Below are 23,223 nucleotides of genomic sequence, written 5' to 3'. Positions count from 1 at the left end.
CCTGTGCTTTACGCTCCGCTTACTTCTGGCCGTAGCTCTCGGGGGGAACGCCCGTGTTCGTCATCGCCATCCTGCTGGTCATAGCCGCAGTGGTGCTCTTCTTCGTCGGCCGCGCCAACGACTCCAAGGGGCTGAAGTTCGGTGCCCTCGGCGCCGTCCTGGCCGGTGTGTTCTCGTTGATCGTGAGCATGACCTACGTGATCAGCGCGTACGAGGTCGGTGTGCCGGTCGCCTTCGGCAAGGTGGGCTCGCCCATGACCTCGGGCATGCACGTGAAGTCGCCGTTCACCGACGTCACGACCTTCTCCACCCGCCCCGTCGACCTCAACCTCTCCGACAAGGACGTGGTCGAGGTCCGCTCCTCGCAGGGCGGTGTCATGTACGCCGAGGTGACGGTGAAGTGGGCCGTCGTCCCGGCCAAGTCCGTCGAGCTGTACAAGCTCGCGGGCAGCGAGGACGCCATCCAGCAGCGGCTCGTCTACCCGGACAGCCGGGAGATCGTCCGTAACGTCTTCGCCCGCTACACCAGCGAGCAGGGGTACGCCTCCGACCGCGAGAAGATCAACGCCGAGATCGGCGCCCTGATCAAGGAGCGCCTCGTCCCGCGCGGGATCGACGTGACCACGGTCAACCTGCGCAACGTGAAGCCCTCGGACTCGCTCCAGGGCCAGATCGACCGCAAGATCCAGCAGCAGCAGTCGACCGAGCGTGCCCTTGAGGCCGCCCGTACGGCCAAGGCCGAGTCCGACCGGCGCCGGATCGAGGCGGAGGGCATCGCCCGCGCCAACAGGATCCTCAACGACTCGCTGACGGACAAGGTCCTGATGAACCAGTGCATCGACGCGTTCAAGGAGGCCGCGGCGAAGAACCCGATCTACACCGTGCCCTGCGCGAACGGCGCCTCGGCCCCCGTGATCGTGGACGGCTCGAAGCGCTGACCGTCCCCGCACGTACGCGAAAGGCCGCCCCGGTCCGACGACCGGGGCGGCCTTTCGCTTACGTACGGAGGTGCCTACCGCGAGCGCTTCGCGAGGCGCTCCACGTCCAGCAGGATCACCGCGCGGGCCTCAAGACGCAGCCAGCCGCGCTGGGCGAAGTCGGCGAGCGCCTTGTTGACCGTCTCGCGGGAGGCGCCGACCAGCTGGGCCAGCTCCTCCTGGGTGAGGTCGTGCACGACGTGGATGCCCTCCTCCGACTGCACGCCGAAGCGGCGCGACAGGTCGAGGAGCGCGCGGGCGACACGGCCCGGCACGTCGGAGAAGACCAGGTCGGACATCTGGTCGTTGGTCTTGCGCAGCCGGCGGGCGACCGCGCGAAGCAGCGCGGTGGCCACCTCGGGGCGGGCGTTCAGCCAGGGCTGGAGGTCGCCGTGGCCGAGACCGAGCAGCTTGACCTCGGTCAGCGCCGTGGCGGTCGCGGTGCGCGGGCCCGGGTCGAAGAGGGAGAGCTCACCGATGAGCTCGCCGGGGCCGAGGACCGCCAGCATGTTTTCGCGGCCGTCGGGGGAGGTGCGGTGCAGCTTCACCTTGCCCTCGGTGACCACGTACAGGCGGTCACCGGGGTCGCCTTCGTGGAACAGCGCGTCGCCACGGGCGAGCGTCGCCTCACTCATCGAGGCGCGCAGCTCGGCGGCCTGCTCGTCATCGAGCGCCGCGAAGAGCGGGGCGCGCCGCAGAACGTCGTCCACGAGTTCTCTCCATACTGTCGACCTGCTCAAAGGACCTGGGTCCCATGATGCCGGACGCACAAAACAGTGCGATCAATCACAACAAGTTTGACGCACTTGGCTACCCGCGCGTACGGCAGGGGCCCGTTTGAGGTCCGATCGGCCATGCCCGGGGCGGATGTCGGTGGTGGCCCCTAGGCTGGCCGGGTGTCCAACTCGCCGGTGAGAGCGCAGGCCAAGGGGGCTGAAAGAGTGTCGGGCGAAGGTTATTCCGCTGTGGGCGAACACGGCGTGTCGAAGCGGGCGAAAGCCTCGAATCGGACAGTTGTGGGCTCCGAAACGGCCAAGTCGGCAGGGTCGGCCAAGTCGGCGGCCAAGGCGGCGGGGTCGGCCAGGGCAGCCAAGCCGGCGGGGTCGGCCAAGGCGACCGAGCCCGCGGAATCGGCCAAGGCGGCCAAGTCGGCGGGATCAGCCAAGTCGGCGAGGCCGACCAAGGCGGCCAAGCCCGAGTCGCGGCTCGCGATGGTCCGGCGGGCGCGGAAGATCAACCGCGAGCTCGCCGAGGTCTTCCCGTACGCCCACCCGGAGCTCGACTTCCGGAACCCCTTCGAGCTGCTCGTCGCCACGGTCCTCTCCGCGCAGACCACCGACCTGCGGGTCAACCAGACCACTCCCGCCCTCTTCGCGAAGTACCCCACGCCCGAGGACCTCGCCGCCGCCGTGCCGGAGGAGGTCGAGGAGCTGATCCGCCCGACCGGCTTCTTCCGGGCCAAGACCAAGTCGATCATGGGCCTGGCCGCTGCCCTCAGGGACGACTTCGGCGGAGAGGTGCCGGGCCGCCTGGAGGACCTCGTCAAGCTCCCCGGCGTCGGCCGCAAGACCGCGTTCGTCGTCCTCGGGAACGCCTTCGGGGTCCCCGGCATCACCGTCGACACCCACTTCATGCGCCTCGTGCGGCGCTGGAAGTGGACCGAGCAGGAGGACCCGGTCAAGATCGAGGCGGAGATCGCCGAGATCTTCCCGAAGAGCGAGTGGACCATGCTCTCGCACCGGGTGATCTTCCACGGCCGCCGGATCTGCCACGCCCGCAAGCCCGCGTGCGGCGCCTGCCCCATCACCCACCTCTGCCCCTCGTACGGCGAGGGCGAGACGGACCCGGAGAAGGCGAAGAAGCTGCTCAAGTACGAGATGGGCGGCTTCCCGGGCCAGCGGCTCGACCCGCCGCCCGGCTACCCGGGCCGCCCCGCGCCCCCGCTGGGCGCGAGTGGCTGAGACCGGCCTCCGGGGCCGAGCCGCCGGGAACGAACCCGTCCACCGATCGCGTTGTGAAACACGGGGTGCCTATGACGCGCACTGACGAAGACATCCACGGCGAGCACGTCCGTGGCCGAGAGGGCCGCGGCCCCGGCACCGGCGGCCTCGTCGACCGGGCCGGGCTGCCCGGCTGGCTCGGCCCCGTCGACCGGGCCGCCCGCACGGTCGCGCCCGAGCAGCTGAGCCGCTTCCTGCCGCCCGCGAGCGGCGCCGGCCGCCAGTCCGCCGTCCTCGTCCTCTTCGGCGAGGGCGAGCGCGGTCCCGAGCTGCTCCTCATGGAGCGCGCCGGCAGCCTGCGCTCGCACGCCGGGCAGCCCTCCTTCCCGGGCGGCGCCCTCGACCCGGAGGACGGCGACCCGGCGGACGGCGGGCTGCTGCGCGCCGCCCTGCGGGAGGCCCGGGAAGAGACCGGGCTCGACCCGGCGGGGGTCCAGATCTTCGGCGTGCTCCCGCAGCTCTACATCCCGGTCAGCGGCTTCGTCGTCACCCCCGTCCTCGGCTGGTGGCGCGCCCCGAGCCCGGTCGGGGTCGTCGACCCCGGCGAGACCGCCCGTGTCTTCACCGTGCCCGTGGCGGATCTCACGGATCCCGCGAACCGTGCGACGGCCGTCCACCCGAGCGGCCACCAGGGCCCCGCGTTCCTGGTCGAGTCCGCTCTGGTCTGGGGTTTTACCGCCGGAGTGATCGACCGGCTCCTGCACTTCTCCGGCTGGGAGCGTCCCTGGGACCGGGCCAAGCAGGTCCCGCTCGACTGGCGCTCATGACAGGCTGACCCCGGGCGACCGAAACGAATTTGCGAGGCTAACGACGGTGAACGTGCTGGACATCTTGTTGCTGCTCGCCGCCGTGTGGTTCGCCGTCATCGGATATCGCCAGGGATTCGTGGTCGGCATCCTGTCGGTGATCGGGTTCCTCGGCGGCGGTCTCGTCGCCGTGCTGCTGCTCCCGGTCCTCTGGGAGCAGCTGACGGACGACAGCGAGGTCTCGACCACGGCGACGGTCGTCTTCGTGATGGTGGTCATCGTCTGCGCCTCGGTCGGCCAGGCGTTCACCACCCACCTCGGCAACAAACTGCGCCGGCACATCACCTGGTCACCGGTGCGCGCCCTGGACGCCACCGGCGGCGCCCTCGTGAACGTCGTCGCGATGCTCCTCGTGGCCTGGCTGATCGGCTCCGCCCTCGCCCGTACCTCGCTGCCCACCCTGGGCAAGGAGGTGCGGAACTCGAAGGTCCTGCTCGGGGTCGAGCAGGTGATGCCGGATCAGGCGTCCGGCTGGTTCGACGACTTCAGCTCCACCCTGGCCCGCAGCGGCTTCCCGCCGGTCTTCAGCCCCTTCGCCAACGAGCCGATCACCCCGGTCACCCCGCCCGACCCGGCGCTCGCCGACAGCCCGGTCGCCGACCGCGCCCAGCGCTCCATCGTGAAGGTCGTCGGCACCGCGCAGAGCTGCGGCAAGGTCTTCGAGGGCACCGGCTTCGTCTTCGCCGACCGCCGGGTCATGACCAACGCCCATGTCGTCGGCGGGGTCGACGAGCCGACCGTCCAGATAGGCGGCGAGGGCAAGCTCTACGACGCGAAGGTCGTCCTCTACGACTGGCAGCGCGACATCGCCGTCCTGGACGTGCCGGCCCTCAAGGCGGAGCCGCTGACCTTCTCCGAGGAGGACGCCCGCAGCGGCGACGGCGCGATCGTCGCCGGCTTCCCGGAGAACGGCGCGTACGACGTGCGATCGGCGCGCGTCCGGGGCCGTATCAGCGCCAAGGGCCCCGACATCTACCAGCGGGACGAGGTGCGCAGGGACGTGTACTCGCTCTACGCGACGGTCCGCCAGGGCAACTCCGGCGGCCCGCTCCTCACCGACGACGGCGAGGTGTACGGCGTGATCTTCGCCCGCTCCCTCGACGACGTGAACACGGGGTACGCCCTGACGGTCGACGAGATCCGCGAGGACATCGAGCGCGGCCGGACCGCCGTCCAGGAGGTCGACACCCAGGCCTGCGCCCTCTGATCCCGCTCGTACCGCTTGAATCGCCCGTTCCCCGCGTACGCCGCTCGTTCCCCGCGTACGCCGCCCGTTCCCCGCGTACGCCGCGTACCCCCTAGGGGGTGTCGCGTGGATGCCGGAGCCGGGCCGAGACCCACCGGGCCCGGCGGCGCAGGATGCGCGAGATCCCTACCCCTTGCACGGCGTGCGCGTGGCCCTGGTCCTGCGGGCCACCCCTCTCTCGGGAGCCCGGCCCAGCGGCCGAGCGGCGGTTGCGTGCTGTGTCACCGTAGTCGTGCGTCCAGCCCATACCTCGACGTCTGCCCGTGGCCCAAGGTCGGTAACCGCCCGGGGGCCCGCCAATTGGAGTATGCGCCGGGCACATGGCCGTTCGACGGATGCCTGTACGTCAGAAGCGTGGCCGGACCGCTGTTCAGACGGTGTGTCAGCGGTCGGGCTCGGGGTCCTTCAGCCAGTTGACGAGCTCCGTGGAGAAGGCCACCGGGTCCTCCTCGTGCGGGAAGTGGCCGAGTCCGTCGAAGAGCCGCCAGCGGTACGGCGCCTCCACGTACTCGCCCGAGCCGGCCGCGCTGCGGGTCCGCATCACCGGGTCCATGGAGCCGTGGAGGTGCAGCGTCGGCACCCGTACGGGCCGCTTCATGCGCCGGTTGAACTGGATGCCGTCGGGGCGGGCCAGGGAGCGCACCATCCAGCGGTACGGCTCGATCGAGCAGTGCGCCGTCGACGGAACCAGCATCGCCCGCCGGTAGACCTCGACGGCCTCCTCGTCGGCGGGGCGCGGCCCCGACCAGTCCCGGATGAGCTCCCCGACGAGCGCCGCGTCGTCCGCGACGAGCCGGCGCTCCGGGAGCCACGGCCGCTGGAAGCCCCAGATGTGCGAGCCGGCCCGTGACTGGGAGAAGTCGGCGAGCATCGCCGACCGCCAGCGGCGCGGGTGCGGCATCGACGAGACGGCCAGGCGGCGCACCAGCTTGGGCCGCATCACGGCCGCCGTCCAGGCGAGGTAGCCGCCCAGGTCGTGGCCGACGAGCGCCGCGTCCGGCTCCCCGAGGGAGCGGATGACGCCGGTGATGTCGAGGGCCAGGTTGGCGGGGTCGTAACCCCGGGGCGTACGGTCGCTGCCGCCCACCCCGCGCAGGTCCATCGCCACGGCCCGGAACCCCGCGTCGGCGAGGGCCGGCAGCTGGTGGCGCCAGGTCCACCAGAACTGCGGGAAGCCGTGGAGGAGCAGCACCAGCGGGCCGTCGCCCATCTCGGCGATGTGGAAGCGGGCGCCGTTGGCGGCCACGTCGCGATGGGTCCACGGCCCGTCGAGCCGGACGGGCCCGCCGTTGCCGCTGCTGCTCTCGGGGAGGGTCATACGGACGAGCGTGCCACAGCGGAGGCCTTGTCCAGCGCCTTGGCCGGCTCCGGGCGCGGGTGGGGCTTCACCGTGGACAGCAGGGCGGCCGTCTCCTTCGCGGAGGCGATGGACTTCTCCGGCGGCTTCACCTTGCGGAACTTGGCGTACGCGATGAAGCCGAGGAGCCCGGCGATCAGTACGTTCGCCGCGAAGGAGAGCAGGAAGCACCAGACGAGGTTCCAGCCCCCGTTGCCGTTGTGCCCGCCGGTCCAGGTGTTGATGGCGTACGCGAGGGCGAAGCTCAGCATCGGCAGCGAGAACAGCAGCATCACGCCGGCGGTGATGCCCGCGACGCTGCCGATCGCGCCACGCTTGACGTCCTGCCTGATCTCGGCCTTGGCCAGGGCGATCTCGTCGTGCACCAGCGCGGACATCTCGGCGGTCGCCGAGGCGACCAGCTGGCCCAGGCTGCGCTCGGTCCCGTCGAACGGGTCGCTCATCGCTGCTCCCTCTTCTCTTCTGCGGTCCGAGGTTCTCTTCTTACGGTGCGAGTCCTCTTCTACGGTCCGAGTCAGATCATGCCGGACGGTCGGCCTCGTCGCGCGATGCCCCCGCCGCTTGGGCGCGCTCGCGGTGCTCGGCGGCCTTCCGCTCGTAGATCTCCGCCATGCGCAGGTGGTACGCCGGGTTGTCCTGCTCGTAGATGTCCGGGATGCCGTCGTGGTCCTCGTCGCGCTCCTCGTCGGCGATGAGCGCCTGGTACTTGCGGACCCGGAGCTTCAGCAGGACGGACGCGAGGACGGCCGCGATGAGGGAGCCGATGAGGACGGCGGCCTTCACCTCGTCGGTGAGGGCCTCGTCGCCGACGAAGGCGAGCTCGCCGATGAGCAGGGAGACGGTGAAGCCGATGCCGGCGAGGGAGGCGACGGCGAAGACGTCCGGCCAGGTCAGGTCGGGGTTGAGCTCGGCCTTGGTGAAGCGGGCGGCGAGCCAGGTGCCGCCGAAGATGCCGATGGCCTTGCCGACGACGAGGCCGAGGACGACGCCGAGGGTGACCGGCTGGGTGAAGACGTCGCCGATCGCCCCGCCGGAGACGCTGACACCGGCGGAGAAGAGCGCGAACAGCGGTACGGCGAGGCCGGCCGAGAGCGGGCGTACGAGGTGCTCGATGTGCTCGCCGGGGGAGTGCTTCTCACCCTCGCGGGTGGTGCAGCGCAGCATCAGGCCCATCGCGACGCCGGCGATGGTGGCGTGGACGCCGCTGTTGTACATCAGGGCCCAGATGACGAGGGCCAGCGGGACGTACACGTACCAGCCGCGGACGTTCGCGCGGAGCAGGACCCAGAAGAGGACGAGTCCGGCGACGGCGCCGCCGAGCGCGGCGAAGTTCAGGTCGCTGGTGAAGAAGACCGCGATGATCAGGATCGCGAAGAGGTCGTCGACGACGGCGAGGGTCAGCAGGAAGGCGCGCAGTGCGGACGGCAGCGAGGTGCCGATGACGGCGAGGACGGCGAGCGCGAACGCGATGTCGGTCGCGGTGGGTACGGCCCAGCCGTCCATCGAGCCGTTGCCGAGGGTGTTGACCAGGGCGTAGACGAGGGCGGGCGCGGCCATGCCGCAGATCGCGGCGATGACGGGGAGCGCGGCGGCCTTGGGGTCGCGGAGCTCGCCCGCGACGAGCTCGCGCTTGAGCTCGATGCCGGCGACGAAGAAGAAGATCGCGAGGAGGCCGTCGGCCGCCCAGTGCTGGATCGACAGGTCGAGGCCGAGGGCGCTGGGGCCTATGTGGAAGTCCTGGACCGTCTTGTAGCTCTCGGCCGCGGGGGTGTTGGCCCAGATGAGGGCGGCCACGGCGGCGAGGAGGAGGAGTACGCCGCCGACGGTCTCGGTGCGCAGGGCATCCGTGAGGTAGCGCCGCTCGGGCAGGGAGAGCCGGCCGAGAAACTTGCGGTCGGTGGGTGCGGACACGTGGGGAACCTCCGTCGGGCGGGCAGGGCGAAGCACATGCCGACCAGACTTCCCGGCGCACCTAGGTATTTCTGTCGCGTTCCTGACGCGGTCCTTACTTTACCTAACGAGCGAGGGTTGTGTCCGGCGAGAATCACTTTATGGATATCTGTGGCATTCGTCCCATCGGGGCCGGGCGTGCCCCGGCACGGGAAACGCCCGCCCCGAACGGTTCGGGGCGGGCGTTCACGTCGTTCCTGTCGTACGCGGCTGCTGAGGCTCAGTCCTCGCTGGACGTGGTCGGCAGCTGCGTCTGGATGAGCGACATGACCGAGGAGTCGGTGAGCGTCGTGACGTCCCCGAGCTCCCTGTTCTCCGCCACGTCGCGCAGCAGGCGGCGCATGATCTTGCCCGAGCGGGTCTTCGGCAGCTCCGCGACCGGCAGGACCCGCTTCGGCTTGGCGATCGGGCCGAGGGTCGCGCCGACGTGGTTGCGCAGGTCGGCGACGAGGTTCTCCACCGCGTCAGCGGATGATGTCACCGTCTCGCTCGCGGAGCCCCGCAGGATGACGAAGGCGACGATGGCCTGTCCGGTGGTCTCGTCGGCGGCGCCGACGACGGCCGCCTCGGCCACGGCCGGGTGCGAGACGAGCGCCGACTCGACCTCGGTGGTCGAGATGTTGTGGCCCGAGACGAGCATGACGTCGTCGACCCGGCCGAGGAGCCAGATGTCGCCGTCCTCGTCCTTCTTGGCGCCGTCACCGGCGAAGTACTTGCCCTCGAAGCGGGACCAGTACGTGTCGATGTACCGCTGGTCGTCGCCCCAGATCGTGCGGAGCATGGACGGCCACGGCTCGGTGAGGACCAGGTAGCCGCCGCCGCCGTTCGGCACCTCGTTCGCCTCGTCGTCGACGACGGTCGCGGAGATGCCGGGCAGCGCGCGCTGGGCGGAGCCCGGCTTGGTCTCGGTGACGCCCGGCAGCGGCGAGATCATCATCGCGCCGGTCTCGGTCTGCCACCAGGTGTCCACGATCGGGGTCTTGTTGGCGCCGATGTGCTCGCGGTACCAGACCCAGGCCTCGGGGTTGATCGGCTCGCCGACCGAGCCCAGCACGCGGAGGCTGGACAGGTCGAACTTCGCGGGGATGTCGTCGCCCCACTTCATGAACGTGCGGATCGCGGTGGGCGCCGTGTAGAGGATCGTGACGCCGTACTTCTGCACGATCTCCCAGAACCGGCCCTGGTGCGGGGTGTCCGGGGTGCCCTCGTACATGACCTGCGTCGCGCCGTTGGCCAGCGGGCCGTAGACGATGTACGAGTGCCCGGTGACCCAGCCGATGTCGGCGGTGCACCAGTAGACGTCGGTCTCCGGCTTGAGGTCGAAGACCGCGTGGTGCGTGTACGCGGCCTGGGTGAGGTAGCCGCCGGACGTGTGCAGGATGCCCTTCGGCTTCCCCGTCGTACCGGAGGTGTAGAGGATGAAGAGAGGGTGCTCCGCCTCGAAGGCCTCCGGGGTGTGCTCGGCGGACTGGCGGGCGACGATGTCGTCCCACCAGACGTCGCGGCCCTCGGTGAAGGCGGTGTCCTGGCCCGTGCGGCGGACCACGAGGACGTGCTCGACCTGCGGACACTTGGCGACGGCCTCGTCGATGGCCGGCTTCAGGGCGCTCGGCTTGCCGCGGCGGTAGCCGCCGTCGGCGGTCACGACCAGCTTGGCGTCGGCGTCCTGGATGCGGGAGGCCACGGCGTCGGCCGAGAAGCCGCCGAAGACCACCGAGTGGGCGGCGCCGACGCGGGCGCAGGCCAGCATCGTGATGGCCGCCTCGGGGATCATCGGCAGGTAGACGGCGACGCGGTCGCCCTTGCGGACGCCCAGCTCGGTCAGGGCGTTGGCCGCCTTGGAGACCTCGTCCTTCAGCTCGGCGTAGGTGATGGCGCGGCTGTCGCCCGGCTCGCCCTCGAAGTGGATGGCGACCCGGTCGCCGTGCCCGGCCTCGACATGACGGTCGACGCAGTTGTACGCCACGTTCAGCTCGCCGTCCGCGAACCACTTGGCGAACGGCGGGTTCGACCAGTCGAGCGTTTCGGTCGGCTCGGTGGCCCAGGTCAGGCGCTTGGCCTGCTCGGCCCAGAAGCCCAGCCTGTCCGCCTTGGCCTGCTCGTACGCCTCCGCCGTCACATTGGCGTCCGCGGCCAGCTCGGCAGGCGGCGCGAACCGCCTGTCTTCCTTGAGCAGGTTGGCCAAGGATTCGTTGCTCACGACATCTCCCTTTCCCAGGGCGTCCTCTGTGCGTATGTGTCCCGCGTCATAGCTCATCAGTCAGAGGCCCGGGTGACAAGAGCCTCCAGGGAATTGGTTTAGACCTGTGAGCTGATCGACGTGCGGTGGCCCCTTCTTCCCGAGCGGGTGGGAGAAGGGGCCACACAGTCTCACGGACGGGCGGAGCCGATGGTTCAGGACGCGCGCGCGGTCTCCAGACGAACCGTCTCCGGGTGAGCTGTCTCCGGGTGGGCTGAATCCGGGTGGACTGTCTCCGGGCGGGCTGAATCCGGGCGGTCCGTCTCGGGACGTTCCGGCTCCCAGTGGTCCGTCGGCATGACCTGGGTGAAGACGTCGTCGTAGCTGTGCACCTCGTCCGTGCCGGCGAGCAGGTACGCCTGCGCCTCGCCCACGTGGAAGTACATGCCGTGCAGCGTGAGGCTGCCCTCGGCCAGCCGGCGCGCCACCGACTCGTACGCCCTGAGGTGCTCCAACTGCTGCACCACGTTGGTCAGGCAGAGCTGCTCGACCGCGTCGGCCGGCAGCCGCCCGGAGATCCGGGCCCAGGCGTGCCGCCGGCTCGCCATCCGCTCCAGGCTCGGCCGGCCGTGCCGCAGCCAGCGCCGCAGCGGGGTCGGCGGTGTCGCCGGATCGTCCGGGCCGCTGCCCAGCAGGGCCTGCATCGCGCCGCAGCCGGAGTGGCCGCACACGGTGATCGACTCGACCCGCAGCACGTCCACCGCGTACTCGATCGCCGCCGCCACCGAGTCGTCACCGCTCTCCTCGCCGGGGAGGGGGACGAGATTGCCGACGTTCCGCACGGTGAAGAGGTCGCCGGGGCCGCTGGAGGTGATCATGCTCGTGACCAGGCGGGAGTCCGCGCAGGTCAGGAAGAGCTGCGAGGGGCTCTGGCCCTCGCGGGCGAGCCGGGCGAGTTCGTCCCGCACGAGCGGGGCGGTGTTCCGCTGGAACTTCCCGATGCCACTGGCCAGCCGCAGCCCCGACGTCCGCCGGGGCTCGGCGGCGGGCTCGGGGGCGGCCCGGTCCTGCTCGGCGGCGGGCCGCTCCCCGCACTGGTGGTTGTGCCACGGGGTCCAGGGCCGGCAGCAGGTCGGCGGGGCCGAGTCGGCGGCCGTACGGGCGGAGGGTTCGGCGATCCGGGCGCCGGACGGGCCGGTCGTCTCGACCGTGCCGCCGCGGGCGAGGTGCCCGGCCGTCCACTCGCTCAGCGTCTCGTAGGCGGCGTGGTCCATGAACGAGCCGTCCAGCTCGACCACCACGTGGGACCCCTGGGGCAGTTGGTGCAGGGCCCGGCTCAGCCGGGGGACGGCGAGGAAGGTCAGCTGGCCCCGTACGTGCAGCAGCTGCCTGCCGTCCCGCTCCTCGCGGCTGATCCGGGTGCGGGCCAGCCGGTGCATCGCGACGGCGATGGCCACGGCGATGCCCAGGGCGACGCCCTCCAGGATGCCGACGAGGACGACACCGGCCAGCGTCACGGCGTAGACGACGACCTCGCGGTGCCGGGTGACCGTGCGGATGTGGGTGATGCTGACCATCTGGATGCCGACCACCATGACGAGGGCGGCGAGCGCGGCCAACGGGATCAGGTCGAGCACCGGGACGAGCAGCAGGGCCGCGAGCACGACCCACAGGCCGTGGAGCATGGTGGAGGCTCGGCTCACCGCGCCCGCCGACACGTTGGCGACGCTGCGGACGGCGACCCCGGCGACCGGCAGTCCGCCGAGCACCCCGGAGACCACGTTGGCCGCGCCCTGTCCGGCGAGCTCGCGGTCGAGGTGGGAGCGCGGGACGCTCCGGCCGAGGTCCGCGCGGGCGGCGACCAGCTTGTCGACCGCGACGGCGGAGAGCAGCGACTGCACGCTCGTGACCAGGGTGATCGTGAGCACTCCGGCGGCGATGCCGAGGACCGGGCCCTCGGGCAGGCCGGGCAGTGCGTGGCTGCTCCAGGAGGGCAGGTCGACGCGGGGCACGGCGAGCCCGGCGACGACGGCCACCGCCGTCGCCCCGGCCACCGCGACGAGTGCGGCGGGGACCTTCCGTACGAGCCGGCCGGCCCGCCCCGGGAGCTTCGGCCAGGACAGCAGCACCGTCACGGTGAGGGCGCTGATGGCGAGCGCGGACGGGTGGATGCGCGCCAACTGGGCGGGCAGGCCGAGGACGTTGTCCACGGTGGAGCTCTGCGGGGTGCCGCCGAGCACGATGTGCAGCTGGGCGACGGCGATGGTGACGCCGATCCCGGCCAGCATGCCGTGCACGATCGCGGGCGAGACGGCCAGGGCCGAGCGGGCCACGCGGAGGGCGGACAGGGCGAGTTGGGCGAGTCCGGCGAGGACGGTGATGGCGCAGGTGGTGCGCCAGCCGTACCGCTGGATGAGCTCCGCGGTCACGACCGTGAGGCCGGCGGCGGGGCCGCTCACCTGGAGCGGGGAGCCGCCGAACCGGCCGGCGACGATGCCGCCGACGGCCGCGGCGACCAGGCCGGCCTGGAGCGGGGCTCCGGTGGCGAGGGCGATGCCGAGCGAGAGCGGCAGGGCGATCAGGAAGACGGCGACCGAGGCGGACAGGTCCGCGCCGGCGACGCGGAAGCGGCGCGGGCCGTCCGGCGGGCTGTGGGGCCGCTGGACTCGGGGTCGGGTGGTCTCGGGTCGGGTGGTCTTGCGGGCAGGGGTGCAGAGGGTCATGTTTCCCGTCTCCTCCGGGGCAGCGCGGTCGCGGCTCGTGCGGGACGAACGTGGGGGTCGCGGCCGTGGGTCACGGCGTGCAGCGGCGGGATTCCGGCGGGATCCCGGGAGGGGTGGGATCAACGCTCGGTAAATGGATCGTAATGGAGAGTAAAGTCTCCGGCATTATTTTCGGGGCAAACAGGGCAATGATTCACCGGTTCCGGTGATAGACGAACGGATTGCCGCTTGTCGTTTCATCTCTCCGGCGGGTGCGGTGCGACGTTGACGCCGCTCGTACGGAACGTGCTCTGAGGAGAGGTGGGCGGATGCCAGCCGCCGGGAGAAGGACCGCAGTCCACAAGGCAGTCCACAAGAGGGCGCTCGCCGCCGGCGCCCTCGCTGTCGCCCTGATCACCGGCCTCGCCGGCTGCTCGGGCTCCGACGGCGCCGCGACGAAGGGCGTGCCGGGCGGGGCCGGGGCGGGTGCCGGTGCGGATGCCGGTGCCGGTGCCGGCGCCAAGAAGGGCCCGGCCGCGGCTCCACAGAACGCGGTGCGCCTGATCGGCGACGGCTCCACGGCCTTCACCGGCGCCCAGCCGCACCAGCCGGTCTGGCAGCGGCTCAAGCCGGGGGAGACCCCGCCGCAGTTCGTGGTCTTCTCGTGGGACGGGGCGGGCGAGGACAGCCAGAAGCTGTTCTCCCACTTCCGCTCGGTCGGCAAGAAGTACGACGCGACCATGACGTACTTCCTCAGCGGCGTGTACCTGCTGCCCGAGGAGAAGCGGAAGCTCTACGACCCGCCGCAGCACAGTGCGGGCCGCTCCGACATCGGCTTCAACGACGTCGAGGGCATCCGTGCCACCGTTCGCGAACTGCGTGCGGCGTGGCAGGAGGGCAACGAGATCGGCACCCACTTCAACGGGCACTTCTGCGGGCCGGAGTCCGGGGTCGGCAACTGGTCGCCCGAGGAGTGGAAGAGCGAGATCAACCAGGCGAAGTCCTTCGTCAAGAACTGGAAGACGAACGCCGGGCTCCGTACGGAGCAGCCGCTGCCCTTCGACTACGACAAGGAGCTCGTCGGCGCCCGCACCCCCTGTCTGGAGGGGCGCAAGAACTTCGTCCAGGCGGCGAGCGAGATGGGCTTCCGCTACGACACGAGCGGCGTCAACGACCAGATCTGGCCCAAGAAGGACCTGGGCCTGTGGGACCTGTCGATGCAGCTCGTGCCGGTCCCCGGCCGCGCCTTCCAGACGCTGTCCATGGACTACAACTTCCTGGTCAACCAGTCTCCCGGCACGACCCAGGGCGACGCCTCGCAGCACGAGTACTGGGGCAACCAGATGCGGGACGGCCTGGTGCAGGCCTTCGAGCGCTCCTACCGGGGCAACCGCGCGCCGCTCATCATCGGCAACCACTTCGAGTCCTGGAACGGCGGCACGTACATGCGTGCCATCGAGGAGACCATCGCGACGGTCTGCGTGCAGAAGGACGTCAAGTGCGTGTCCTTCCGCCAGCTCGCCGACTGGCTCGACGCCCAGGACCCCGACGTCATCGCCAAGATGCGCACCCTGAAGGTCGGCGAGACCCCGCAGGGCGGCTGGCCGGCCTTCCTGGCCGCCCGGCCGCCCGCCCCGGCGACCGGCGTCAAGCAGGCTGAACGACACTGACCCCTTCGCCCAGAACAAACCCGGGGTCGACCTGCGCCGCCAGGTCGGCCCCCGGCCCCTTTGTCCTTGCGCCGCTCGCGCCGCTCGGCGCCGGGGGCGCCTCACGGCTTCGGGGCGCTGCGCCGGACTCCGTCCGGCGGCGTGTGGCGCCGGGCTTCGTCAGCCGAGCTGCGGGACGGCCAGTGGTTCGCCGAGGACGAAGTCGGGATCGATCTGCGCCGCCAGGTCGGCCCCCGTTTTGGCGTTGCCCCAGCTCTCCGCGTTGCGCAGGTGGAAGTGGACCATCTGGCGGGTGTAGCGCTCCCAGTCGCGGTGGGCGTACGAGTCGTCGGCCGCGTCCTGGAGGGCCTGGAGCGACATGCGGTTCTCCGCCTCCAGGAGCTCGAAGCGGGGCGGGCGGCCCTTCTCCATCGCGCGGACCCAGTTCGAGTGGCCCACCGTCACCAGCAGGTCGTCGCCGACCTCCGCACGCAGGAAGTCGAGGTCGTCCTGGCCCTGCACCTTGTTCCCGACGACCTTGAGCGCGACGCCGAAGTCCCGCGCGTACTCCTTGTACTGGCGGTACACCGAGACGCCCTTGAGGGTCGGCTCGGCGACCAGGAAGGTCATGTCGAAGCGGGTGAAGAGGCCGGAGGCGAAGGAGTCCGAGCCCGCCGTCATGTCGACGACCACGTACTCGTCGACCCCGTCGACCAGATGGTTGAGGCAGAGCTCCACCGCGCCGACCTTCGAGTGGTAGCACGACACCCCCAGGTCCGACTCCGTGAAGGGGCCGGTCGCCATCAGCCGGATCTCGCCGTCGTCGAGCCCGACCGTGCGCGCGCAGGCCTCGTAGACCGGGTTGTCCTCACGGACCCGGAGGAACCGCGAACCCTCCCCGGGCGGCGTCGTCTTGATCATCGTGTCGGCGGAGACGATCCGCGGGTTGGAGCCCCGCAGGTACTCCTTGATGAGCGGCAGGTGCGCGCCCATCGCGGGCAGCGCGGCTGCCTCGGGCTCGGGCAGCCCGAGCGCGGCGCCCAGGTGCTGGTTGATGTCGGCGTCGACGGCGACGACCGGGGACTCGTTGGCGGCGAGGTGGCGGATGAAGAGCGAGGACAGCGTGGTCTTGCCGCTGCCGCCCTTCCCCACGAAAGCGATCTTCATGTTCACCTAGCGTAGCGGCATGAATGCACGGTGTGGTCAAGGTGCGTGAAGAAGACCACTCCATCGTGGGGCGGGCCGCCGGGGCGCGTAGCCTCCCTACTTATGAGTACGCACGCCTCTGACCCCTTGGCCGCCCTCGGTTCCCTGCCGGGCGTCGCCGACGCGGTGGACTCCGTACGCAAGGCCGTCGACCGGGTCTACGGCCACCGCGTGATGCGGCGCCGCAGCAACGAGATCTCCTCCGAGGCGGCGCTGCGCGGGGCGCGCGGCTCGGCCGCCCTGTCCGGCGCCGACTGGGCCCTGGAAGAGGTCCGGCGGCGCACCGACTTCAGCGCCGACGCCGAGGCCCGCACGGTCGGCGCCGCCCTGCGCCTCGGCGCGGAGGCCGGCCAGCTCCTCTCCATCTGGCGCCAGTCGCCGATGCGGGTACTCGCCCGGCTCCACCTGGTTGCCGCGGGCGACACGGGAATCTCGGGCGACACGGGTTTCGCGGTCGGCTCGGGCGGTGCCGACAGCTCGGCCGACTCGGTCGGGCGCCCCCGGCTGGACGGCGAGGCGGTCGACGAGCCGCTGATCGAGGCGCCGCTGCCGCTGCCTTCCGAGGTGGCCGGCCGTCTCGAAGGGCTTTCGGAGCTGATCGTCGCGGGCGGCGAGGCCCCGGCGCTCGTGACGGCCGCGGTGGTGCACGGCGAACTCCTCGCACTGCGCCCCTTCACCTCGTACAACGGCCTGGTCGCGCGGGCGGCGGAGCGGATCGCGCTGGTCGGCAGTGGCCTCGACCCCAAGGCGATCTGCCCGGCCGAGGTCGGCCACGCCGAACAGGGGCGGGCGGCGTACCTCGCCGCGTTCGAGGGGTACCTGTCGGGCACCCCGGAGGGCGTGGGTGCCTGGATCGCGCACTGCGGGCGCTCGGTCGAGCTGGGGGTCCGGGAGTCGACGGCCGTCTGCGAGGCGCTCCAGCGCGGCGCGGCCTGACGCGGAATCCGGTTCCGCTTCCGGTTCCGCTTCCGGGGGCCGGACCGGTTCCGATACGGGAGCGGTCCGGTCCTGGAACCGCTCCCGGCCCGGCTCCAGTTGCGATCCAGAGTCGGGCCGGAAACGGGTTGCGGCGGCACCAGGTCTGGTACCGCCGCTGGCACGTCTACCCAGTTACCATGCGTCCTCGATAAGTGCCCATCAGGCCGGGAACTTTGCCCTTGGCCTGGTGCGGCTGGCCCGTAATCGACGGGTCGACGTCGCGTGGGTGCTCGGCTTCTGTGCTAGGTCCGTGGGGCCTTCATGCTCAACAGGTGATCCTCTCGGATGTCCTCGGTCTCGCGGGCCTGATTCCTTTCTACTCCTGTCGGCGGGGAAGCGAAAGTGCTGGCTCCGCTTCTTTCCGTATTGCTCAAATCCGGGCAAAGTCGCCGGCGAGGCGATGGGCGAGCGCGGCCTGGCGGCGCCGGGAGGCGTACCAGACGAGTCCGGCCGCCGCCGCCGCGCCCACGGCCGCCGCCGCGACGAGTGCGGGCCGGGGCGGCATCCGGAATTCCGGCAGTCGCTGCTTGAGGCGCACCGGCTTGTCGAAGGAGAGGACCGGCCATTCGCGCGCCGTGGCCTCGCGGCGCAGCGTCCGGTCGGGATTGACGGCGAACGGGTGGCCGACGGCCTCCAGCATCGGGATGTCGGTCGCCGAATCGCTGTAGGCGTAGCAGCGGGAGAGGTCGTACCCCTCCGACTCCGCGAGCTCGCGGACGGCCTCGGCCTTCGTCGGCCCGTAGGCGTAGTACTCCACCTCGCCGGTGAAGCAGCCGTCCTCGCCGACCACCATCCGGGTGGCGACGACGCGGTCGGCTCCGAGCATCTCGCCGATCGGCTCGACGACCTCGGCGCCGGACGTGGAGACGATCACGACGTCGCGGCCGGCGGCGTGGTGCTCTTCGATGAGGGAGGCGGCCTCGTCGTAGATGATCGGGTCGATCAGGTCGTGGAGGGTCTCGGCGACGAGCTCCTTGACCTGGGCGACGTTCCAGCCTTTGCAGAGCGCGGAAAGATATTCGCGCATCCGCTCCATCTGGTCGTGATCGGCTCCGCCCACCAGGAACACGAACTGGATGTAGGCCGTCCGCAGGGCGGCGCGGCGGCTGATCAGTCCGCCCCGGTAGAAGGACTTGCTGAAGGTCAGCGTCGAGGACTTCGCAATGACCGTCTTGTCCAGGTCAAAGAAGGCGGCTGTGCGCGGCAAGGAGTGGTTTTCCACAAGCCAGAGCATAGGTGCCCGCCATTCGGCGTACGCTGGGGCGCGTGGGTTTGCCTGAGAAGGCTCTCGGGTACACCATGGAAGTCACGGATCGTTCGCGACCGTGCTAACCCGGTCCGGCTCCTCCCCCCCCGAGTCGGCCGGAAAGACGACCCCCGCTCTCCCCCCCGGCGGGGGTCGTCGCATGTCCGGAGCCGTTTTGGCCCTCCGCGTCATCGTCGACTCCTCTCTCCTTGCGCCTCGGCCGCGATCCGGCCGGTCTGCCGTCGAGCACTCGATTCATCACTCAGAGTAACCGGCAGGATGCGTTCCGGGGAGTCCCCGGAGGGGTGGCCCGGATATTCACAGGGCCTTGGTTATCCACAGTTTTTCGGTGAGATCTCCAAGATTTCCCGCATGGCCCCACGGTGATTCCTGTCGCGAAGTTCGCGGACGACAGGAATCACGAGAGGGGTGTGTGCCGTGAAGGGAACAACTACTTCCGGGGCCGGAGCCGGGGGCGCGGCGAGGGCTGCGGGGAGGACTTCGGGGAGCACGGCGGCGCCGGGCGGGACGGACGAGGCGCGCCGTGCCGGTCCGCTGATCGTCACCGAGGACCTCGCGCTCCTCGACGACCTCCTCCGGCTGTGCGCGGCGGCCGGAGTCGAGCCCCAGGTGCACCACCGGGTACCGGAGCGGCGGGCGAGCTGGACCGACCCGCCGCTCGTCCTGGTCGGCGACGACGCGGCGGCCCGCTGCCGGGCGGCGGCGCGTCGTCCGGGAGTCGTCCTCGTCGGCCGCGAGCAGGACGATCCGGGGGTCTGGCGACTGGCCGTCGAGGTCGGCGCGGAGTGCGTGCTGCGGCTGCCGGAGGCCGAGAGCGTCCTCGTCGACCGCATCGCCGACGCGGCGGAGGGCGTGGGGCGGCAGGCGCTGACCGTCGGGATCGTCGGCGGCCGGGGCGGCGCCGGTGCCTCCACCCTGGCCTGCGGCCTCGCGCTGGCCGCCGCGCGGACCGGGCGGCGCACCCTGCTCGTCGACGGCGACCCGCTGGGCGGGGGACTCGACGTGTTGCTCGGCGGCGAGCGGGAGGACGGCAGACGCTGGCCCGACTTCGCCGCCTCGAAGGGACGGCTCGCCGGCGGCGCCCTGGAGGAGTCCCTGCCCGCCGTGCGCGGTGTGCGGGTGCTCAGCTGGGGCAGGGAGCCCGCGGCGCCGGTGCCGCCCGAGGCCGTGCGGTCCGTGCTCGCCGCCGCACGCCGCCGCGGCGGGGTCGTCGTGGTCGACCTGCCGCGCGGGACCGACGAGGCGGCCACCGAGGCCCTGGCCCAACTCGACCTCGGGCTGCTCGTCGTCCCGGGGGAGCTGAGGGCCGTCGCGGCGGCCCACCGGGTCGCCTCGATCCTCGGCATGGCCGTGCGCGACCTCCGGGCCGTGGTCCGCGGGCCGTACGCGGCGGGGCTCGACGAGCGCTGGGTCGCCGACGCGCTGCGGCTGCCGCTCGCCGGTGAACTCCCCTACGACCCGGGGATCGTCGCCGACCAGGACGCGGGCGTACCGCCGGGCGCGGAGCCCCGCGGGGCGCTCGGCCGGTTCTGCGCGGCCTTCTGGGAGCGCGCCCTCGCCCCCGGCGGTGCGGCATGACCGGGCCCGACGCCGCGGGTGGCGGCGGGTTCGGGGCCGGCGGGGCGGGGCTGCTCGACGCCGTGCGGCAGCGGCTCGCCGCGAGCGGCGCCGAACCCACGCCGGCGCGGGTGGCGGCGGCGCTGCGGGCCCAGGGGCGGCTCCTCGGCGACGCGGAGGTGCTCGGCGCGGCCGATCGGCTCAGGTCCGAACTGATCGGGACCGGGCCGCTGGAGCCGCTGCTCGCCGATCCGGCGGTCACCGACGTCCTGGTCTCGGCGCCCGACCGGGTGTGGGTGGACCGGGGCACCGGGCTCGAACGGGCCCCGGTGTCCTTCCCCGACGCGACCGCCGTCCGCAGGCTCGCGCAGCGGCTCGCGGCGGTGGCGGGACGCAGGCTCGACGACGCCCGGCCCTGGGTGGACGCGCGGCTGCCCGACGGCACCCGGATGCACGCGGTGCTGCCTCCGGTGGCGGTCGGCTCGACCTGCCTGTCGCTGCGGGTCGTGCGGCCACGCGCCTACTCCCTGGAGGAGCTGGCCGAGGCGGGCACCGTGCCGCCGGGCGGCGACCGGGTCCTGCGGGCGCTGATCGACGCCCGAGTGTCGTACCTGGTCAGCGGCGGCACGGGGACGGGGAAGACCACCCTGCTCGCCTCCTTGCTGGGTCTCGTGGGGGAGCGCGAGCGGATCGTGCTCGCCGAGGACTCGGCGGAGCTGCGACCGGACCACCCGCACGTGGTGCGGCTGGAGGCGCGGCCCCCGAACCAGGAGGGCGCCGGTCTCGTGACCCTGCGGGACCTGGTCCGCCAGGCGCTGCGGATGCGGCCCGACCGACTGGTGGTCGGCGAGGTCAGGGGCGGTGAGGCCGTCGACCTGCTCGCCGCCCTCAACACAGGCCACGAAGGCGGCTGCGGGACTCTCCACGCCAACACCGCGGCGGACGTACCGGCCCGTCTTGAGGCGCTCGGGACGGCGGCCGGGCTCGACAGGGCGGCCCTGCACAGCCAGTTGGGCGCCGGCCTGTCCGTGGTGCTCCACCTCGTACGGGACCGGGACGGGCGGCGGCGGATCGCCGAGATCCATGTCCTGGAGCGGGACCGGGACGGGCTCGTACGGACGGTTCCCGCGCTGCGGTGGGGTGCGGCCGGATTCGAGCGGGAGCGGGGCTGGGAGCGGCTGCGGTCGCTGATCGGAGGCGGGACGTGGTGATCGTGGAGCTGGTGTCGGTACGGGCCGTGGCGGAGGGGGCGGCGGTCTTCTGCGCGGGGCTCGCCCTGTGGTGGCTCGTCGAGTGGCGGCGCGGGACCGTCCGCGCCCGGGCGGTGCTCGCGGGCGCCGTCCTGGACGAGCCGGGAGAGCGGGACGGGCGCCGCGTGGGGTGGGCGGCGGCCGCGCGGTGGCGGGCCTTGGTCCGGGGCCGGCGCGCATGGCTGTGCCTGCCGGTGGCGGGGGCGGTCGCGCTGCTGGGCGGGTCGCCGCTGCCGCTGCTCGCCGGGGTGGTCGCGGTGCCGCTGGTGGCGCGGCGGCTGCGGGCGGCCGAGCGGCGGAAGGAGCGGGAGGCGCGCGCAGAGCGGGTCGTGGCCCTGTGCGGGGCCGTCTCCGGTGAGCTGAGGGCCGGGTGGCAGCCCGCGCAGGCCCTGTCCTTCGCGGCCCGGCAGACGGGCGCCCTGGGCGACGAGGAGGCGGTGGTGCTCGCGGCGGCCCGGTTCGGCGGGGACGTGCCCGAGGCATTGCGGCGGGCGGCCGGGCGGGACGGCGCCGACGGGCTCGCCGGCCTCGCGGCCTGCTGGCAGGTGGCCGTGGACGGTGGTGCGGGTCTGGCCGCCGGGCTCGACCGGCTGGAGGCGGCCCTGCGGGACCACCACGAGCAGCGGGAGCGGCTGCGGGCCGAACTGGCCGGGGCCTGGGCGACGGTCACGGTCCTCGCGGTGCTGCCGGCGGTCGGGCTCGCCCTCGGCTCGGCCCTGGGCGCCGATCCGCTGCGGGTGCTCCTGCACACGCCGGCGGGCCTGGGGTGCCTGGTCGTGGGCGGTGCGCTGGAGGCGGCCGGGCTGTGGTGGGCCGCGCGGATCGTCCGGGGAGGGGAGCGGGCATGACGGAGGCCCTTCGGATCGCGGCGCTCCTGATCCTGGTGATGGTGCTGTGCGCGCAGGCCGTCCGGGAGGTGGTGCGTGAGCGGCGGGCGCGCGGGGTGCGGCGACGGGTGGAGAACCTGCTGGCGACGCCCGCTCCACGGCCGGGGAAGCGGGTGGCCAGGAAGGCCGGCGGCGGGTGGCCGACCCGGGGGAAGCGCTGGGCGGTGCCGCTCGCGGCGGCGCTCGTCGGCTGGGCGCTGCTCGGCGGGCTCGGCGGCCTGGGCGCGGGGGTTTTGGCGGTCTGCGGGGCGCGTTGGAGACGGGCCGTCCGGAAGCGGTCGGGCGCCTCGTCCGGCGGCGAGGCGGCGGCTCGTCACCTTCCGCTCGCGGCCGATCTGTTGGCCGCTTGCGCCTCCGCCGGGGCGGGTCCGGGAGAGGCGGCGGAGGCGGTGGGCAGGTCGCTCGGCGGCCCGCTGGGCGAGCGCCTGACCCGCACTGCGGCCGAACTTCGGCTCGGGGGTGAACCGGCCGAGGTGTGGCGGAGGTTCGGGGCGATACCGGGCGCCGAAGGGCTGGCCCGCTGCATGGAACGGGCCGGTTCCTCGGGCGCGCCCGCAGCGGAGGCCGTCGCCCGGCACGCGGCCGGCCTGCGGGCGGGCCGCGCCCGGACGGCCGCGGCCCGGGCGCGCCGGGCACAGGTGCTGATCAGCGCACCCGTGGGGCTCTGCTTCCTGCCGGCGTTCCTGGCGGTGGGGGTGGCGCCCGTGGTGATCGGGCTCGCGGCGGGACTGATGGGTCGATGAACGCGACGACAGGGCGAGACGAGGAGAAGGAGATCGGCATGACGGACAAGACGGCGGCGACCCGTTCGGCGAAGGGCGCGGCGATGGGCACGGGAAAGGGCGCGGCGATGGGCACGGGAAAGGGCGCGGCGATGGGCGCGGGGAAGTGTGCGGCGATGGGCGGGGTGAGGGGCGCGGTGAGTGGGTGGTGGCGGGTTCGGCGGCGGGGCGCGCGGTCCGACACCGGGATGACGACGTCCGAGTAGTCAAAAGTGTTGCCATGCACCCTCACGGACAGGGGTCAGTCTACCCGCACGAGGGCTCGGTGGGCAGGCTCCAGGCGTCCGCCGAGGCGGCCGAAACGATCTTGCCTGTGGGGCGTATCTGCGCCCCTGGCCTGCGGTTTTTCCCTCCCTGGGGGTATCGCCCCGAGACTGCTCACAGGCGTTGACGACGGCGACCTGTGCCGCAAGATCGACACGAAGAAGCG

The 23,223-nt window shown here is 72.3% G+C and carries 20 protein-coding genes; 11 read left to right on the top strand and 9 right to left on the bottom strand.

Going from position 1 to position 23,223, the window contains the following annotated elements; genetic code table 11:
- The first annotated feature begins 53 nt into the window (after positions 1–53).
- Positions 54–938, top strand: a complete 885-nt coding sequence (locus ACZ6K0_RS18915) for a prohibitin family protein (RefSeq protein WP_376407024.1) — start codon at positions 54–56, stop codon at positions 936–938.
- Positions 939–1,012: 74 nt separating this feature from the next.
- Here the strand turns inward: ACZ6K0_RS18915 and ACZ6K0_RS18910 are convergent, their stop codons facing one another.
- Positions 1,013–1,687 (bottom strand): Crp/Fnr family transcriptional regulator, encoded by a 675-nt coding sequence (locus ACZ6K0_RS18910; protein ID WP_015034542.1) that lies wholly within the window; start codon positions 1,685–1,687, stop codon positions 1,013–1,015.
- A gap of 306 nt (positions 1,688–1,993) precedes the next feature.
- Here ACZ6K0_RS18910 and nth point away from each other — a divergent pair, with 306 nt between their 5' ends.
- The 3 genes from nth (at position 1,994) to ACZ6K0_RS18895 (ending at position 4,990) form a co-directional block, all read left to right on the top strand.
- On the top strand, positions 1,994–2,938 hold the full coding sequence (nth, locus tag ACZ6K0_RS18905; protein ID WP_376407023.1) for an endonuclease III: 945 nt from the start codon (positions 1,994–1,996) through the stop codon (positions 2,936–2,938).
- Between the two features lie 71 nt (positions 2,939–3,009).
- Positions 3,010–3,744 (top strand): NUDIX hydrolase, encoded by a 735-nt coding sequence (locus ACZ6K0_RS18900; RefSeq protein WP_376407021.1) that lies wholly within the window; start codon positions 3,010–3,012, stop codon positions 3,742–3,744.
- Between the two features lie 46 nt (positions 3,745–3,790).
- Positions 3,791–4,990, top strand: coding sequence for a MarP family serine protease (locus ACZ6K0_RS18895; RefSeq protein WP_376407019.1), 1,200 nt, complete (start codon positions 3,791–3,793; stop codon positions 4,988–4,990).
- 91 nt (positions 4,991–5,081) lie between these two features.
- Here ACZ6K0_RS18895 and ACZ6K0_RS18890 read toward each other — a convergent pair whose 3' ends face one another.
- The 6 genes from ACZ6K0_RS18890 to ACZ6K0_RS18865 form a co-directional block, all read right to left on the bottom strand.
- The gene (locus ACZ6K0_RS18890; RefSeq protein ID WP_376407017.1) at positions 5,082–5,276 is read right to left on the bottom strand and encodes a hypothetical protein; all 195 of its coding nucleotides are present in this window, start codon (positions 5,274–5,276) and stop codon (positions 5,082–5,084) included.
- 135 nt (positions 5,277–5,411) lie between these two features.
- The gene (locus tag ACZ6K0_RS18885) at positions 5,412–6,347 is read right to left on the bottom strand and encodes an alpha/beta fold hydrolase (RefSeq protein WP_469230935.1); all 936 of its coding nucleotides are present in this window, start codon (positions 6,345–6,347) and stop codon (positions 5,412–5,414) included.
- The gene (locus ACZ6K0_RS18880) at positions 6,344–6,829 is read right to left on the bottom strand and encodes a phage holin family protein (RefSeq protein ID WP_376407013.1); all 486 of its coding nucleotides are present in this window, start codon (positions 6,827–6,829) and stop codon (positions 6,344–6,346) included. Before ACZ6K0_RS18880 ends, ACZ6K0_RS18885 begins: the two co-directional genes overlap by 4 nt.
- Before the next feature lie 76 nt (positions 6,830–6,905).
- The gene (nhaA, locus tag ACZ6K0_RS18875; RefSeq protein ID WP_469230933.1) at positions 6,906–8,297 is read right to left on the bottom strand and encodes a Na+/H+ antiporter NhaA; all 1,392 of its coding nucleotides are present in this window, start codon (positions 8,295–8,297) and stop codon (positions 6,906–6,908) included.
- 259 nt (positions 8,298–8,556) lie between these two features.
- Complete coding sequence (gene acs / locus ACZ6K0_RS18870) at positions 8,557–10,536, bottom strand: acetate--CoA ligase (protein ID WP_469230931.1); 1,980 nt, start codon at positions 10,534–10,536, stop codon at positions 8,557–8,559.
- 194 nt (positions 10,537–10,730) lie between these two features.
- Complete coding sequence (locus ACZ6K0_RS18865; RefSeq protein ID WP_469230929.1) at positions 10,731–13,238, bottom strand: SulP family inorganic anion transporter; 2,508 nt, start codon at positions 13,236–13,238, stop codon at positions 10,731–10,733.
- A gap of 308 nt (positions 13,239–13,546) precedes the next feature.
- Here ACZ6K0_RS18865 and ACZ6K0_RS18860 point away from each other — a divergent pair, with 308 nt between their 5' ends.
- On the top strand, positions 13,547–14,887 hold the full coding sequence (locus ACZ6K0_RS18860) for a polysaccharide deacetylase family protein (protein WP_469230927.1): 1,341 nt from the start codon (positions 13,547–13,549) through the stop codon (positions 14,885–14,887).
- Positions 14,888–15,046: 159 nt separating this feature from the next.
- Here ACZ6K0_RS18860 and ACZ6K0_RS18855 read toward each other — a convergent pair whose 3' ends face one another.
- Positions 15,047–16,033 carry an ATP-binding protein gene (locus ACZ6K0_RS18855; RefSeq protein ID WP_469230925.1) on the bottom strand — a complete coding sequence of 329 codons (987 nt, stop codon included), beginning with the start codon at positions 16,031–16,033 and terminating at the stop codon, positions 15,047–15,049.
- A gap of 102 nt (positions 16,034–16,135) precedes the next feature.
- On the opposite strand from ACZ6K0_RS18855, the gene ACZ6K0_RS18850 reads away from it, so the two are divergent.
- On the top strand, positions 16,136–17,008 hold the full coding sequence (locus ACZ6K0_RS18850) for a Fic family protein (RefSeq protein WP_469230923.1): 873 nt from the start codon (positions 16,136–16,138) through the stop codon (positions 17,006–17,008).
- Between the two features lie 412 nt (positions 17,009–17,420).
- Here the strand turns inward: ACZ6K0_RS18850 and ACZ6K0_RS18845 are convergent, their stop codons facing one another.
- Positions 17,421–18,284 carry an HAD family hydrolase gene (locus ACZ6K0_RS18845; protein WP_376406999.1) on the bottom strand — a complete coding sequence of 288 codons (864 nt, stop codon included), beginning with the start codon at positions 18,282–18,284 and terminating at the stop codon, positions 17,421–17,423.
- A 567-nt stretch (positions 18,285–18,851) separates the two neighbouring features.
- On the opposite strand from ACZ6K0_RS18845, the gene ssd reads away from it, so the two are divergent.
- Genes ssd through ACZ6K0_RS18820 form a run of 5 tightly spaced genes read left to right on the top strand, consistent with a single transcriptional unit; the run spans position 18,852 to position 22,999 of the window.
- A complete protein-coding gene (gene ssd / locus ACZ6K0_RS18840; RefSeq protein WP_376407222.1) occupies positions 18,852–19,895 on the top strand; it encodes a septum site-determining protein Ssd in 1,044 nt (347 codons plus the stop codon).
- Positions 19,892–21,085, top strand: a complete 1,194-nt coding sequence (locus tag ACZ6K0_RS18835) for a TadA family conjugal transfer-associated ATPase (protein WP_376406997.1) — start codon at positions 19,892–19,894, stop codon at positions 21,083–21,085. Before ssd ends, ACZ6K0_RS18835 begins: the two co-directional genes overlap by 4 nt.
- Complete coding sequence (locus ACZ6K0_RS18830) at positions 21,079–21,972, top strand: type II secretion system F family protein (RefSeq protein WP_469230921.1); 894 nt, start codon at positions 21,079–21,081, stop codon at positions 21,970–21,972. Before ACZ6K0_RS18835 ends, ACZ6K0_RS18830 begins: the two co-directional genes overlap by 7 nt.
- Positions 21,969–22,754, top strand: coding sequence for a type II secretion system F family protein (locus ACZ6K0_RS18825; RefSeq protein ID WP_469230919.1), 786 nt, complete (start codon positions 21,969–21,971; stop codon positions 22,752–22,754). The genes ACZ6K0_RS18830 and ACZ6K0_RS18825 overlap by 4 nt, the downstream gene beginning before the upstream one ends.
- Before the next feature lie 38 nt (positions 22,755–22,792).
- Complete coding sequence (locus tag ACZ6K0_RS18820) at positions 22,793–22,999, top strand: hypothetical protein (RefSeq protein WP_469230917.1); 207 nt, start codon at positions 22,793–22,795, stop codon at positions 22,997–22,999.
- The last annotated feature ends 224 nt before the right edge of the window (positions 23,000–23,223 follow it).

The organism is Streptomyces sp. NPDC042346, from assembly GCF_055581845.1.
Note: the sequence above shows the minus strand (reverse complement) of the source record. Positions and strands in the feature narration are given on the sequence as shown.